This is a genomic window from Paenarthrobacter sp. CC6 (assembly GCF_040560085.1).
Taxonomy (GTDB): Bacteria; Actinomycetota; Actinomycetes; order Actinomycetales; family Micrococcaceae; genus Arthrobacter; species Arthrobacter nicotinovorans.
The window spans coordinates 267,069-282,480 of the sequence record NZ_JARDAN010000008.1 but is presented as its reverse complement, the minus strand read 5'-3'; the positions used below and the strand labels follow the sequence as shown (position 1 = coordinate 282,480).

10 protein-coding genes and 2 tRNA genes are annotated in these 15,412 nt (G+C 62.4%); 9 read left to right on the top strand and 3 right to left on the bottom strand.

Going from position 1 to position 15,412, the window contains the following annotated elements; translation table 11 throughout:
• Window positions 1-25: 25 nt before the first annotated feature.
• Window positions 26-1,462 (bottom strand): zinc-dependent metalloprotease, encoded by a 1,437-nt coding sequence (locus PV760_RS09975; RefSeq protein WP_354627655.1) that lies wholly within the window; start codon window positions 1,460-1,462, stop codon window positions 26-28.
• A 213-nt stretch (window positions 1,463-1,675) separates the two neighbouring features.
• Between PV760_RS09975 and PV760_RS09970 the strand changes: the two genes are divergently transcribed.
• The 5 genes from PV760_RS09970 to PV760_RS09950 all read left to right on the top strand — a co-directional run bounded on the left by PV760_RS09970 (window position 1,676) and on the right by PV760_RS09950 (window position 7,577).
• Window positions 1,676-2,830, top strand: coding sequence for a YlbL family protein (locus PV760_RS09970; RefSeq protein WP_039242196.1), 1,155 nt, complete (start codon window positions 1,676-1,678; stop codon window positions 2,828-2,830).
• Window positions 2,831-2,956: 126 nt separating this feature from the next.
• Entirely contained in the window at window positions 2,957-5,941 is a 2,985-nt protein-coding gene (locus PV760_RS09965) for a UPF0182 family membrane protein (RefSeq protein WP_354627654.1), read from the top strand.
• Between the two features lie 153 nt (window positions 5,942-6,094).
• Window positions 6,095-6,168 (top strand) — tRNA-Met (locus PV760_RS09960).
• A 381-nt stretch (window positions 6,169-6,549) separates the two neighbouring features.
• Window positions 6,550-6,623, top strand: a tRNA-Met gene (locus PV760_RS09955).
• A 129-nt stretch (window positions 6,624-6,752) separates the two neighbouring features.
• The gene (locus PV760_RS09950) at window positions 6,753-7,577 is read left to right on the top strand and encodes a GntR family transcriptional regulator (RefSeq protein ID WP_110503897.1); all 825 of its coding nucleotides are present in this window, start codon (window positions 6,753-6,755) and stop codon (window positions 7,575-7,577) included.
• A gap of 80 nt (window positions 7,578-7,657) precedes the next feature.
• On the opposite strand, the gene PV760_RS09945 is transcribed toward PV760_RS09950, so the two are convergent.
• Window positions 7,658-8,446, bottom strand: a complete 789-nt coding sequence (locus tag PV760_RS09945; RefSeq protein WP_354627653.1) for a PspA/IM30 family protein — start codon at window positions 8,444-8,446, stop codon at window positions 7,658-7,660.
• 99 nt (window positions 8,447-8,545) lie between these two features.
• A complete protein-coding gene (locus tag PV760_RS09940) occupies window positions 8,546-10,600 on the bottom strand; it encodes a TPM domain-containing protein (protein ID WP_018776484.1) in 2,055 nt (684 codons plus the stop codon).
• A 321-nt stretch (window positions 10,601-10,921) separates the two neighbouring features.
• Here PV760_RS09940 and PV760_RS09935 point away from each other — a divergent pair, with 321 nt between their 5' ends.
• The 4 genes from PV760_RS09935 (at window position 10,922) to PV760_RS09920 (ending at window position 15,367) form a co-directional block, all read left to right on the top strand.
• Window positions 10,922-12,577, top strand: a complete 1,656-nt coding sequence (locus tag PV760_RS09935; RefSeq protein WP_354627652.1) for a S1C family serine protease — start codon at window positions 10,922-10,924, stop codon at window positions 12,575-12,577.
• Window positions 12,578-12,810: 233 nt separating this feature from the next.
• On the top strand, window positions 12,811-13,614 hold the full coding sequence (locus PV760_RS09930) for an electron transfer flavoprotein subunit beta/FixA family protein (RefSeq protein ID WP_035733182.1): 804 nt from the start codon (window positions 12,811-12,813) through the stop codon (window positions 13,612-13,614).
• A 14-nt stretch (window positions 13,615-13,628) separates the two neighbouring features.
• Entirely contained in the window at window positions 13,629-14,582 is a 954-nt protein-coding gene (locus PV760_RS09925; RefSeq protein WP_018776480.1) for an electron transfer flavoprotein subunit alpha/FixB family protein, read from the top strand.
• 5 nt (window positions 14,583-14,587) lie between these two features.
• Window positions 14,588-15,367, top strand: coding sequence for a PIG-L deacetylase family protein (locus tag PV760_RS09920; protein ID WP_018776479.1), 780 nt, complete (start codon window positions 14,588-14,590; stop codon window positions 15,365-15,367).
• Window positions 15,368-15,412 lie beyond the last annotated feature (45 nt).

The window sequence follows — 15,412 nt, the reverse complement described above, 5'->3', positions numbered from 1 at the left end:
GCTGACGGTTGTGTTCGGGACCCGGTTATTTAACCGGCGGCTGGGGATCGTTGCCATCGGAGTCAGGCTCCTCGGGCGGGGTGTCGGAAGATTCGGTTTCACCAGCGTCGTCGGCTGTTTCGTAGCCGCCGTCCAACAGTTTCTGAAGGGCGTCGTCCACTTCACTGTCGCTTGCCTCGGCGAGGCGCCTGCGCTCGGAGAAGCCCTTGGGATCGTCCAGGTCGGCGCCGGTGGGCAGCAGGTCCGGATGGTGCCAGATGGCATCGCGTCCAGCGATGCCGCGCTCTTCTTTGAGGGTGGCCCACAAGGTGGCAGCCTCCCTGAGGCGTCGAGGACGCAGCTCCAAGCCGACCAGTGAAGAGAAGGCATGTTCTGCCGGTCCACCGGTGGCGCGCCGGCGTCGGACGGTCTCACGCAGGGCGGTCGCGGAGGGCAGCACCTTGTCGGTGGCCTCAGCGGTAAGTTCGTCCACCCAACCCTCGACAAGAGCGAGGGCAGTCTCAAGCTTTTCCAAGGCGGCAGTCTGCACGGGGGTGCGTTCCGGAGTGAAGACGCCCTGGGACAGAGCCGCCTGGATGCCTTCAGGGTTGCTGGGATCGAGATCCCGGGCCAGGTCTTCAATGCGGGACATGTCGATGTGGATGCCGCGGGCGTAGGCCTCGATGGCACCGAGCAAGTGGCCACGCAGCCACGGAACCTGCACGAACAACCTGGCGTGCGCTGCTTCACGGACGGCCAGGAACAAACGGACGTCGTTCTCCGGCAGGCTGAGCCCTTCGCCGAACTTGGCGACGTTCGCCGGCAGGAGTGCCATTTCCAGGTCCGCCAATGGGACACCGATATCAGTGGAACTGACAACTTCCGCGGACAGGGCACCGATTGCCTGGCCCAACTGCATGCCGAAGATCGCTCCGCCCATGTTCTGCAGCATGGAGGAGGCTCCGCCCATCATGGACTTCATTTCCTCGGGCATTTGTTGGGTGAGTGCATTGGACAAAGCGTTGGCAACGCTGTTCGCTACCGGTTCGGTCAGCCGCTTCCAGGTCCCAAGCGTCGCTTCCACCCATTCAGCGCGTGACCAGCCGCGTCCGATCAATCCTGTGGCGGACAGGTCAGTGACGGGGTCGAGCCATAATTCGGCGAGCCTCAGGGCTTCGTCGACTTCCCTGGCTTGTTGGGCAGTGACCGATGGGTCGCTGCTGGAGGCGGCCACCCGGCGGGCGTTCTCATGCGCAAGCTGCCAATTCACGGGGCCCTCGGAGGTGGAACTCATCATGGCCTGGACCTGGGCGAACATTTGCTGGAGCAGCTGGGGATCGTTGGGCAGGCCCGCAGCCTTGGCCAGTTCAGCGGGATCGATGTTGCCCATGCCCTGTCCGCCCATAAGGTTCTGCAGCATTTCTGCCAGGGGATCCTTGGGAGTCTCGTCGTCGTTGGACGGGTTGTTTGGGTTGGAAGTCATGGTGCCGCCGATCGTCGAACTGGCTGGTGATCTCTTTCACCGTACCGCGCGGCCGGAAAGCTGTCTGCCCGGACGCGGCGTCGTTCGCTGTAGGCAAAGCAGTACAGCTGCGCCGTACCGCGTAGTGTTGATGTTTGGTATGTGCTGCCGCCGCCTGCGGCGGGAGCAAGCCATAGGAACCGGTCACGCCATGCCGGAAAAAGAGAGGCCTCAATGCTTACTTCACCCAGCCCCGAGGGCTCCTTTACCTCGCGCCAGAGCCAGGATCCGCGTCAAAAGTCCGACGCCGATCCCTCCACGGTGCCTCCCGTACCTCCGGGTAACGGCCGCTACATGATCATGGTGATTTCAGGGCTGCTGGCTTTGGGCCTCGGCATCGGGGCGGCCGCGTTGCCGGTCCCGTACGTCATTGAGTCGGCCGGCCCGACGTTCAATACTCTGGGCAAGGACGGTGACAAGCCGGTCATCAGCATTTCCGGCCACGAGGCGTTCCCGGCCAAAGGGAACCTTGACCTCACTACCGTGGTCATGACCGGCGGTCCCAAGACTCCCGCCACTATTTTCGATGTCTTCCGTGCCTGGCTCGACAGTTCCAAGGCGATCTACCCCGAGGAACTCATTTATCCCAAGGGCACCACTGCAGAGCAGACGGTCCAGCAGGGCGAAATCGACATGGAGACATCTCAGGAGAATGCAGTGGCCGCAGCGTTGCGGCAGCTGGATATTCCCTTTGAGCAGCGGCTGGATGTTGCCGGATTGTCGGACCCTTCGCCGTCCGCCGGCAAGATCAAGGAAGGTGACCGCCTGAAGACCATCAACGGGAAGGCCATCACCTCGATGGCCGTAGTGCAGGCCGAACTTGCCGCGGGCGCGGGTGCTCCGGTCGCCGTCGGGGTGGAGCGGAACGGCGCCCTCGTCACCGAAACAGTTACCCCCACCAGGAATCAGGCTGACCGGTATGTCCTCGGGGTGCTGTTGTCGAGCGATTTCACCTTTCCTTTTGATGTCAGCATTTCGCTGGACAACGTTGGAGGTCCCAGTGCGGGAATGATGTTCGCTTTGGGGATCGTGGACAACCTGACACCGGGTGATCTGACCGGGGGCAAACACATCGCCGGCACAGGCACCATCACCGCCGACGGCAACGTGGGCGCGATTGGCGGCATTGCGCAGAAGATGATCGGTGCCCGCCAGCACGGAGCCACTATGTTCCTGGCTCCGGCGGCGAATTGTTCCGACGTCGTGGGGCATGTCCCGGATGGACTTCAGGTCGTCAAAGTGGAGACGTTGGCCGACGCGACCGCTGCCGTGGAGCGACTCGGGTCCGGACAGGACACGGCGGGCCTTCCCACCTGCACAAACAACTAGACTGGCGGTGGAACTTAGCTCCACCGCCACTCGTGGCATATATGACGGCCTCCGCCATATCCCAGCGGCAGAGAATGTCAAGTACTCGCACACCGACTGTTCACTGACACCAATGAGGTACAGAGTTTGTCCCGTCCCGCCAGCTCCAACCCGCCCGGAAGATCACCGCTGAGACGAGGTGCCCTGACTCCGACGCTCATTGTCGTGGCCGTGGCCGTCGTCGGGTTCATTTTCTTCGCCAATGTGTGGACTGACGTCCTCTGGTACCAGCAGCTTGGTTTTTTCGAAGTTTATCTTCGGGAGAATCTTGCCAGGATCATCACGTTCCTGGTCGGTTTCGCCATGATGTTCGCAGCGGTCTTCTTTGCCATCAGGATCGCGTACCGTTCACGCCCCGTCTACGCTCCTGATGCGGAGTCCCGGGATAACCTCAACCGCTACCAGGCGCAGCTCGAGCCTGTCCGTCGGGTGGTCATGATCGGCCTGCCTATTCTCTTCGGACTCTTTGCCGGAAGCGCGGCAGCCAGCCAATGGCAAAAAGCCTTGTTGTTCTTCAACCAGGAGCCCTTCGGCCAAACAGACCCCCTGTTCAACCTCGACATCAGCTTTTACCTGATGTCGTTGCCGTTCCTGGGTTTCGTCACCGGGTTCCTCATCAGTATTACCGTGGTGGCCGGCATCGCCGGCATCCTCACCCACTATCTCTATGGCAGCATCCGCCTCATGGAGCGGGGCATCTTCACCAGCCGTGCAGCGCAGATCCACATTGCGGTGACGGGCGCGCTCTTCCTGATCCTGCTGGGCGTCAACTTCTGGCTGGACAGGTACACCACCGTCCAGAGCAACTCCGGCCGCTGGGCCGGCGCCTTGTACACGGACGTCAATGCCGTGGTGCCCACGAAGGCGATCCTCGCAGTTGCCGCGGCTTTGGTAGCCATCCTGTTCATTATTGCTGCGGTGATCGGCCGATGGCGCTTGCCGGTCATTGGTACCGCGATGCTGGTAATCACGGCGATCCTCGCCGGCGGCGTCTACCCCTGGGTTATCCAGCAGTTCCAAGTCCGCCCCTCGGAGAACACCCTTGAGCGGGAATTCATCGACCGCAACATCAACATGACGCGGTCTGCCTACGGCCTGGACAAGATTGATGTCTCCGCCTACAACGCCACGACGACGGCGACAGCCGGCGCATTGGCCGCGGACGCGCAGACCGCAGCCAACATCCGGCTCCTTGACCCGAACCTCATCTCATCGGCCTTTGCCCAGCTTGAGCAGTTCCGCCCGTACTACCAGTTCCCGCAGACCTTGAACGTCGACCGCTACATGGTGGACGGCAAGGTCCAGGACACGGTGATTGCAGTCCGTGAACTGAATCCCGACGGCCTGAGCGCGAACCAGCAGACCTGGGTCAACAGGCACATCGTGTACACGCACGGCTATGGCGTGGTGGCTGCAAAGGGCAACAAGTTTACCGCTGACGGCAAGCCCGAGTTCCTGCAGTCCGGCATTCCGTCCAACGGTGTCCTGGGCAACGACACTACCTACGAGCCCCGGATCTACTTCGGTGAGAACTCGCCCGAGTACTCGATTGTTGGTGCCCCGGATGGCGCTCCGAACCGCGAGCAGGACCGTCCGGCGAGCCGCGAAGGCGGGGGAGAGACGCAGTACACCTTCAATGGCAATGGTGGCCCGAACGTGGGCAACTGGCTCAACCGGATCCTCTACTCCATCAAGTTCCAGTCTTCGGACCTGTTGCTCTCGGACGGCGTCAACGCTGAATCGCAGATTCTCTACGACCGCAATCCCCGCGAACGGGTGGAGAAACTTGCTCCCTACCTGACGGTGGACGGCAATGCCTACCCGGCAGTGGTTGACGGCCGCGTGAAGTGGATTGTCGACGGCTACACCACCAGCCAGTACTTCCCGTATTCGCAGCCGCAGCAGCTGCAGAACGCCACGGCTGACTCGCAGACCAGCGCCGGTCGGACCGTTGCCCTGCCGAACAGCTCCGTGAACTACATCAGGAACTCGGTCAAGGCCACGGTTGATGCCTACGACGGTTCGGTAAACCTCTACGCCTGGGACGACCAGGACCCCATCCTGAAGGCATGGCAGAAGGTTTTCCCGACCACTATCAAGCCGTACTCGGAGATGTCCGGCGACCTCATGAGCCACGTCCGCTACCCGGAGGATCTCTTCAAGGTCCAGCGTGAACTCCTGGGCCGCTACCACGTGACGGATCCTGACAACTTCTACCAGAACAACGACGCGTGGAGCGTTCCGAACGATCCCACCGTTTCCGAGGCAGTAAAGCAGCCGCCGTTCTACATGTCCCTGCAGATGCCTGACCAGGAGAAGCCTGCGTTCCAGCTGACCTCGTCATTCATCCCGCAAACCGTGAACGGAAACGCCAGGAACATTCTGTACGGCTTCCTTGCGGCAGATTCCGACGCCGGCAACGTCAAGGGCGTCAAGGCAGACAGCTACGGCAAGCTGCGGCTCCTGCAACTGCCAACCGACACACAGGTTCCTGGTCCGGGACAGGCGCAGAACAAGTTCAACTCGGACCCCACAGTGTCACAGGCGTTGAACCTCCTGCGCCAAGGTGCGTCCGACGTTCTGAACGGCAACCTGCTCACCTTGCCCGTTGGTGGCGGCCTGCTGTATGTCCAGCCTGTCTACCTGAAATCCACGGGTGAGACGTCCTACCCGACACTGCAGCGTGTCTTGGTTGCCTTCGGCGACAAGATCGGTTTTGCGCCGACGCTTGACGCGGCCCTGGACCAACTGTTCGGCGGCAACTCCGGAGCCACGGCGGGCGACTCGGCCAATAATGGCCAGACGCCCGCCACGCCCCCGGGAACAACTACCCCGCCAGCCGGACCTACGGATGCCAAGGCTGACCTCAAGGCAGCCTTGGAGGCGGCCAATAAGGCCATCCAGGACGGTCAAGGAGCCCTTGCCAAGGGTGACTTTGCCGGTTACGGCGAACAGCAGAACAAGCTGTCAGAAGCCTTGAAGAAGGCCATGGACGCTGAAGCCCGACTGGGGACAACGTCGACGCCGTCAGCTACTCCAAGCGCGACGCCGTCACCATCGCCGAGCAGCTAAGGCCGCGCGTCGATTGAAGGCCGGCACCCGCTCCTTATGGAGCGGGTGCCGGCCTTTTTTGCACGTGCCGACCATCCGTGAGGCGGGGGAGATGCACATCACGTCGCCAGGATTTGGTCTGCCATTCACCGGACGGTAATGTTGTTCTTGCGACGCGGGGTGGAGCAGTTCGGTAGCTCGCTGGGCTCATAACCCAGAGGTCACAGGTTCAAATCCTGTCCCCGCAACTGGAGAAAAGGTCCGGATCAGTAATAACTGATCCGGACCTTTTGTTTTGCCCCCAACCCTTGCTCACGTTCCGGCTGTTTGGGCGCGACCCTTGCTCACGTCCCGGCTGTTTGGGCGCAACCCTCGCTCACATCCCGCGTGTTTGCTCCCAACCCTTGCTCACGTCCCGGCTGTTTGGGCGCAACCCTTGCTCACGTCCCGGCTGTTTGGGCGCAACCCTTGCTCACGTCCCGGCTGTTTGGGCGCAACCCTCGCTCACATCCCGCGTGTTTGGGCGCAACCCTCGCTCATGTGGACCAAGACTGCAGCGTGATCTGCGGCACCTTTGATGGCCTATGGTCAGAGACACCCTGAACCGTGGGGTAGAGTTGTTCTTGCGACGCGGGGTGGAGCAGTTCGGTAGCTCGCTGGGCTCATAACCCAGAGGTCACAGGTTCAAATCCTGTCCCCGCAACTGGAGAAAAGATCCGGATCAGTGAAACTGGTCCGGATCTTTTGTTTAACCCAGGGCGCTGAAAGATGTCGTTGACGACGTGGGTGCTAGCATCGAATCCGGATTTGCTGAGGCAGGAAAAATTCTTCGATGGGACAGCCTATGGTCAATGGTGACGTCAACTCAGGCCCCGAGCACAAAACACTTCAGAGGGACAGCCCTGTAGCGGTGTACCAGCAGGTGGCTGACGTCCTGACGGACCAAGTGAGCCGTCTGGAACCGGGATCGCGCATTCCCACCGAAGAGGCCCTCATGGACGAATATGGGATCAGCCGAACGACTGTCCGGAAGGCAATCGAAACGCTGGTGTCCAAGGGGCTGCTGGTCCGTCGGCAGGGGAAGGGCACTTTCGTGATGGCCCAGCGCCCGGTGAAGATGCTGAATCGACTGGCACCCTTCATGGAAACCTTTACCGCTGCCGGCATGAAGACCGTCAAGGGCCTCATCGAATACAAATGGATGGAAAAGGACCGCAGTGTTCCAGCGAAATTGGTTTCCGATGACAACCTGGTTTTGGTAATCCGACGTTCCTACTCGAGTGCTGGGTGGCCGTACGCAATTGCGGAGATCTTCATTCCCTCACATATTGGGCGGCACATCAGCTTGGCTGACGCCGAGCGGAATTCCATCTACCAGGTCATCCAGGACAGAACGCTGAAGCCCCTCCATCGCGCCGAGATCACCGTGACCATGCATGCACCCCCTGAGCACCTTGCAGACGCTCTGAACGTGCGTGGGTTCGCGATGGTGCCCAGGCTCGAAAGGACCACGCTTGGACCCCATGGAGAGGTCCTGGAGTGCACAGTGACCTATTTCCATCCGAAGGGATTCGAAATTCGCGCCGAGGTTGCAACAGATGCCAGCCCGGGGCAAGAAACGCCGTCATCCACCGAAGGGCAGGCGGCCAGCGCTTAAAACGAAGTGGGCAGGATCCCTCGGGATCCTGCCCACTTGGCTGTCAGCAACGCGTGGAAGGGGGTACCCTCCCGTTCGGCCTAGAGTTTGTCGAAGTCAGCTTCGTCGACCGTCGTCTCGGCGGATGCAGGGGCTCCGGCACCGATTGCCGGCTTGGAGCCGCCGGACTTCAGTGCAGCAAGACGGGCTTCGATCTCCGTCTGCTCACCAAGGTCCTCAAGCTGGTTGAATTGTGCGTCGAGACTGGAGCTGGCAAGCTCCTGCTGGCCGAGGACCTTGGCCTCTTCCCGGCGGATCTTTTCCTCGAAGCGGCCAACCTCGCTCGTGGGATCCATGATGTCGATGCTCTTGAGGGCATCGTGTACCTGGGACTGCGCGGCAGCCGTCTTGGAACGTGCCACCAGCTCATTGCGCTTGGCGGTGAGCTGGTTGAGCTTGTTCTTCATCTGGTCAAGACCGGTCTTGAGCTTGTCCACGACCTCGGTCTGGGACGCGATGCTCGGTTCGGCCGCCTTTGCCTCGGACTCTGCGGTCATTTGGCGCTGGATGGCCACTTTGGCCAGGTTGTCGAACTTCTGGGCATCCACGGTGTCGCCGGCCGCGCGGTACTCGTCGGCTTTCCGGGACGCGGCCAAGGCTTTGTTGCCCCAGTCCTGTGCGTTCTTGATGTCCTCGTTGTAGTCCGCCTGCAGCATCCGGAGGTTGCCGATGGTCTGTGCCACGGCGGACTCGGCTTCGGCAATGTTGTTCGTGTAGTCGCGGACCATCTGGTCCAGCATTTTCTGCGGGTCTTCTGCCTGGTCAAGCAAGGCGTTGATGTTGGCCTTTGCCAGCTGCGAGATCCGACCGAAAATGGACTGCTTAACCATGGTGTTGCCTTTCGTCCTGCTCAGTGATGCCCACTGAATTCAGTGATCAGTTGTTGTACCGCTTCTATGCGGGGCACGGACCCCACTTAGTCTGTTGGGTCAGAAGCTGCCGGAGTCGCCGCCGCCGAAGTCGCCCCCACCGCCGCCGAAGTCGCCGCCGCCTGAGTCGCCGCCGAAGAAGCCGCCGCCTCCACCGCCGTCGTTGTGGCCGCCGCCCCAGCCACCTCCGCCGCCATTCAGGATGGAGTTGATGAGGATTCCACCTAGGATTGCGCCGCCAAGGCCCCCGCCACCGCCTCCGCCGCCAAACATGCCGCCGCGGCCATAGCCTTGGTCGGCGTAGCCGAACTGGTCGACATCGGATTGTGCGAGCTGGGCGGCCTGTGCCGCCAGCGAGTGGGCCTGCTGAGCGTAGGTCAGCGCGGTCACCGGGTCATTGCGGGAGATGGACAGGGCGTAGTCGAGATTGCGCTGGGCTTCGGCCAGCCGTGTCCTGGCTTCTGTACCAACGCCACCACGACGAGCCGTGATGTAGTCCGAGGTCGCACTGATCTGGGCCTGTGCAGCCATGATGGTTTGCTGCAGTGAGGCCTGCGCACGACGGGCCTGCTCCTGCTGATCCCGGATACCGGAGAGCGACTGGTCCAAGGCCTGGTGGGCCGACTCAACTCGGCTGAGAGTGGCAATGGGATCGATCTTGCCGCCCTGGATTTCGGTCTTCACCTGTGCCAAAGCGGCTTCCACACCGGCCACCGGTCCCGCGAGTTCCGGATGGGCACCCGATTGGATCATCGCCCTTGCCTGGGCGAGGTCCTGACTGGTCTCGGCTACGGCACCATCGAGGGAGGCGCGTGCTTCATCCAGGCTGCCGGCAGTCTTGGAGATGGCCTCGATCAGGATGTTGGTCTGGTGAAGGCTTTCCTCAGCAGCGCGCACAGCAACTGCTGCCATGCTGCTCTCGCCAGCCGTCAGCTTCTCCTCTGCCGTGGTTGCTGCGTTCTGGACGAACGCCAGGCGTTCCTTGGCCTGCAAAATGTTGTCGGAGACCTGGGTCAACGCGGATTCAGCGTACTTGGCACGGAGGCCGTCGAGAGACTGCTCGGCGTTGGCGATCTTGGCGTCGGCTTCCTTCGCCCCGGCCGTCACTGCTGCCAAGGCCTGCGGCGCGTTTTTTTCCAGTTCGCGCAGGGAGTCGAAATCAGCCTTCTGGTCACGCAAGGACGCCAGGGCTGCTTCGGAACGACGGATGATCTCGCCGAGCCAGCTGCGCTGCTGTTCTTCAGTGTCCGGGATGTGGTCGTCCAGTTGCTGCTGAAGCTTGAAGGACTCCGTCATGTGGCCCTTGGCCTCTTCCAGGGCCTTGGTGAAGTTGCCAATCGCGGTGTCACCGTACTGCGCCTGCGCAAAGCCCAGCTCCTGTTCGCTGGAGCGGATGGCGTCGTCTGCTTCGATCAGCAGCGAGCCGCTCTTCTGACGCAGTTCCGGGATACTGAGGCCCGCGAGCGGGTCAAGCTGTTCGCCTTGCGGTCCGTAGCTGGCGCTGACGGCTTTGGTGCCGCCCTTCTTACGCCGGTTTCGGAGATACAGGTAGGTTCCCGCGCCGCCGGCAGCTACAACACCGATTCCGACAAGGACGCCGACGCTTCCGTTTCCGCTCGGAACAGTCCCGCTGCCTCCGCCTGCGGCATCACCAATGGCGGCTGCAGTATCGATCGCGGCCTGGGCAAAGTCTTTCTTACCCCCTGCGAGATTGGCGGTCACCGCGTTCTGCGTGATGTTGGCCTGTTTGGAGGCAATTGAACTCGCCGAGTTCACTACGAAGTTGTACTGGCCAGCAGCGGAGATGGCGAGGATGGCGTCTGCCTTGCCCATCTTCTTCGCTGTCGCGACGGCCTTTGTCCATTCTTTGGGATCCGTCGGGTTCTCGAACGAATCCACCGTCACCACGTACAGGTTGTACTTGTGGTCCTTGAGCGTCTTCTGGATGGCGTCCTGGACTTCACCCTTGCGGCTTCCCAGGAGGTTTGCATCGTCCACGATGTTTTGACCGGACGGGATTGTGACTGGATCCGCGGCCCAAGCCGCGCCGGCCGGTAGGGCCAACAATCCAGCCACGCCAATGACAGCGAGTACGCGTTTAAATATTGACCGCATGTGCAACCCTTCAGCACGTCTGCGACTGGAACAAGGCGTACCAATCGTCACAGAATGCTCAGCGCCCCCACGCATGGTGTAAAGCCGCAGGTCGCTGTGGCAATTCCTCTTGATTCTATGGTGCACCCCATGGCCCGTCCACAGGGGTGAATATGCCACCAGCGAAATATAGGAGAAACATGGATTGTTGCCTCGTTGAGAGGCATCTAGGCGGCCCCGCAAGCGCAGACCTTAGCCTTTCAGGAAGCTCCCAGCGAACGTCCCCTTTTGTTCCAGTTATTGGGTACATAGTTGTTGAAGACGAGGACGAAAGGAAGACCCATGACGGAGAACCCAGCGCAGGGCAACGGACCGGAAGGTCGAGAGCCATCTCAGCCCCATGCAACGTCGGGCCAGCACAATGATGCCAGCGGGCACAACGATGGCGCCCAGCAGCAACCTGCCTGGACTTCAGGGCAAAACCAGGGCGCGGATGGCGCGTCCCAGGCCACGACGCCCCTGCCGGCGTTCCAGCCGCAGGCACAGGACCAGCAGCAGGGCCAGCAGCAGGGCCATGGTCAGCAGCAAGGCCAGCCGCAGAACCAGCAGCCCTACTACGGCACTCCACAGCATCAGGATCCGGCGCAGCGCCCCAACTACCCGCAGCACCAGCCCTTCTACGGTGGCGGAGCAAACCCGGGCGGCAACAACCCCGGCCCACAGTTCCAGAGCACCCAGGGCCAGCACCCCCAGGGCCAGCACGCTCAGGGAGTCCAGCACGCGACCGTAACCACCAAACGCAAGCCCGCGTTCGGAGTGGGAACACTTGTGGCGAGCATGCTCGCAGCGGGCCTCATTGGCGGTGGAGTTGTCGCGGGCAGCAACGCGTTGTGGGACAACCCCGCGCCGGCAGCGTCCACGGGTGGCCAGTCCAGCACCGTCATCGTGAACAACAAGGATGATGTCAACGTGATCACCGCCGCGGCCGCCAAGGCTTCACCCAGCGTGGTCACCATCAAGGCCACCAGCGGAAATGAAGGCGGAACCGGGTCCGGAGTCATCCTGGACGATCAGGGCCATATCCTCACCAACACCCACGTCGTGACATTGGATGGCGCTACGTCCAACGCCGCCATCGAGGTCCGTACCAGCGACGGCAAGGTCCTGAAGGCAACCGTTGTCGGAACGGATCCGTTGTCCGACCTCGCCGTCATCAAGGTCAGCGACGCCTCGGGTTTGGTTCCTGCCACCCTGGGTGACTCGTCGAAGATCAACGTGGGGGACACCGCCGTCGCAATCGGTTCGCCCTTGGGCCTGACCGGTACGGTGACGGACGGTATTGTCTCCACCCTCAACCGCACCATCAGCGTGGCTTCCTCGGCAGCGCCGAAGGAGGGCACCGACAATTCGCAGGGCGGCGACCAGGGCTTCCAGTTTGCGCCGCCGAACGGCCAGCAGGGTCAGTCCACCGCCAACGAAGGTTCCATTGCCATCAACGTGATCCAGACGGATGCTGCGATCAACCCGGGCAACTCGGGCGGCGCGTTGGTGAACAGCAAGGGCGAGATCATCGGCGTCAACGTCGCCATTGCATCCGCCGGCAGCGGCACGTCCGATTCGTCGAGCGGCAACATCGGCGTGGGCTTCAGCATCCCGATCAACCATGCCAAGCGCGTGGCCCAGGAAATCATCGATTCCGGCAAGGCCAGCCACGGCCAGTTCGGTGTTTCGGTCCGGGCGAAGTCTGCGACCAGCAGCGACTCAGGGTTCAGCGTGGGCGCGGAGGTTGCCTCGGTGACCTCCGGTTCTGCCGCAGCAAAGGCCGGCATCAAGGTTGGGGACGTCGTCACGAAGTTCGGTGACTACGCTGTCAGCGATCCCAACCAGTTGACTGCAGCGGTGCGGGAGCAGCCTGCAGGCGCCAAGGTCAAGGTCACCATCCAGCGTGGTGGCCAGAGCCAGGAAGTCGAGGTCACCCTCGACGCGGCGCAGCAGTAAGGCCCGGGAGAGGCAAACCATGACGACGGCCGGCACCTTTGAGGTGCGGGCCGTCGTCGTGCCGTCCCGGCGTGGTTCCGCAGGACTGAAACAGGGGTTAACGCTGGGAGTGGTTTTCTGCGGGCAATATGCTTAGCTAGGACGAGCCCACGCGCTGGGCAATTCACGGCCACGCTGTTGCGGTTGGCCGTCCACAAGCATGGAAGGCTGCTTCGAAGACAGTGGAAGAGACATTGAAGATTGTCGTTCTGGTCAAGCACGTCCCGGACGCGCAGTTCGACCGGCATATCACCGGACCTGCCAACACAACCGACCGTGAAGAGAGCATCCTGTCCGAATTGGACGAGTATGCCCTCGAGGCAGCATTGCAGCTGGCCGAGGAACGCGGCGGACCGAAAGCGGGCAACGAGGTCATTGCCCTGAGCATGGGCCCGTCGGGTGCGGTCAACGCGGTCAAGAAGTCGCTGCAGATCGGCGCATATTCGGGAGTCCACCTCAGCGATGACGCTTTGGCAGGCTCGGATGCTGCTGCCACGTCGCTGGCGCTTGCCGCTGCGATCCGGCACCTCTCGGCCGACGGACGTCCGGTGGACCTGGTCCTGACGGGCATGGCATCCACCGACGGTGAGACGTCGCTGGTCCCGGCCCAGCTGGCCGAGCGTTTGTCCCTCCCGCAGGTGACCTTCGCGTCCAGCCTGGAGATCGCGGGCGGTCGGGTCACGGCACGCCGGGACGCAGGTCCCTACTCGGAGACGGTTGAGGCTGCGCTTCCGGCCGTTGTTTCGGTGACTGACCAGATCAACGAGCCCCGCTATCCCAACTTCAAGGGCATCCTGGCGGCCAAGAAGAAAAAGATCACCTCCCTGGCGCTGTCCGACATCGGTGTGGACGCCTCGCAGGTTGGCCTCGCCGGGTCCTGGACCGTGGTTGAGTCCGCCGAAGCACGGCCGCCGCGCACTGCCGGCACCATCATCACCGACGAAGGCGACGCTGGCATCAAGCTGGTCGACTTCCTTGCCGCCCAGAAGCTGCTCTAAAGGGGACCCCAACCATGGCAAATGCACTTGTATTCATTGACAACCCGGGAGCCGCTCTCAAGAAGAGCAGCCTGGAGCTCCTGACCATCGCCCGCTCGCTGGGGGAAACCGCCGTCGCGTTCACCGGCGAGTTGTCCGACGACGTCGCCGCCACCTTGGGTGCCTACGGCGCCACGACGGTCTACCGGCCGTCGACGGACGACCTCGATAACTACCTCGTGGGTCCCAAGGCTGCCTACCTGGCTGCCGCCGCCGCGGCGTCCGGAGCCACGGCTGTCCTGCTCGACAACTCTCCTGAAGGCAAGGAGATCGCCGCCAGGCTTGGCATCAAGCTGAACGCCGGAGTCATCACGGATGTTGTGGGAGTGGAGCCTGACGGAACCGCGCACAAGTCGGTCCTGGCCGGCTCGTACAACACCTCCGCGAAGGCCACAACAGCAGTGACGGTCCTTTCGGTCAAGGCCAACAACGTTGAACCCGCACCTGCCGGCGCTGCAGCTGCCCCCGCCACGGCGACGGTGGACGTCCCCGGCGACGCCGTTGCGAATGCGGCCCGTATTTCGGCACGGGCCGAGAAACCGGTCAGCGGCCGCCCGGATCTCAGCGAAGCCAGGATTGTGGTGGCCGGTGGCCGCGGCGTGGACGGCGACTTCGGTCCGTTGGAAGAGCTTGCGGACGCCCTCGGTGCCGCTGTGGGCGCTTCCCGCGCCGCCACGGACGCCGGATGGATCGGCCACGATGCCCAGGTGGGCCAGACCGGTGTCACGGTTTCGCCGCAGCTGTACATTTCCGCCGGGATCTCCGGAGCCATCCAGCAGAAGGCCGGCATGCAGACGTCCAAGGTGATTGTCGCCGTCAACAAGGACGCCGAGTCTCCGGTGTTCGAAATCGCCGACTACGGCATCATCGGTGACCTGTTCAAGGTCATCCCGCAGGCCACGGCCGAAATCAAGAAGCGGAAAGGCTGATCCCTTTGCCCACTGACGCCACGTCAGCAAAGAGCCCGTTCGATGCCTCCACGGAGCGCGTCGAGCGGGTGCTTTGTTTTACTGCCCATCCTGATGACATTGATTTCGGTGCCGCAGGAACCATCGCCGCGTGGACGGCCGCGGGCGTCCAGGTCAGCTATTGCATCATGACCGACGGCGACGCCGGCGGTTTTGATCCCGCGGACCGTGCCAGGATCATTGAGCTCCGGGCCGAGGAGCAGCAACGGGCTGCCGCGCTGGTGGGTGTCACGGATATCCACTATCTTCACGAGCGCGACGGCTATCTGGAACCGTCACACGGCGTCATCAAGCAGGTGGTGAAGCTTATCCGCGAAATCCGCCCGGACATTGTTCTGACCATGCACCCGGAACGCAACTGGGACCGTCTTCAAAAGAGCCACCCCGACCATTTGGCCGCGGGGGAGGCGGTGACCCGGGCGGTATATCCGGCAGTCGAGAATCCGTTTGCGTATCCCGAACTGGCGGAGGCCGGCCTTGCCGCCTACAAGCTTCCGTGGCTGTGGTTCATCTCGAGTCCGGAGTCCAGGGAGAACCATTTTGTGGACGTATCTGCCCACGTGGAGGCCAAGATCGAGGCCATTCGGGTTCACGCCAGCCAGCACCCCGACGTTGCCGGGATGGAGCGGGTGGTCCGGGGAATGATGCTGGCGAATGGAGAGCGGGGCGGCCTCCCTTCGGGAACCAGCGCTGAGGCATTCCACGTGGTGTCGGTCAACGGATCCAGTACCATCGCCGGCTTCTGACGTTGCCGTGGTGTAACCCGTGTCATATGCTTGATCTCGGTTAAA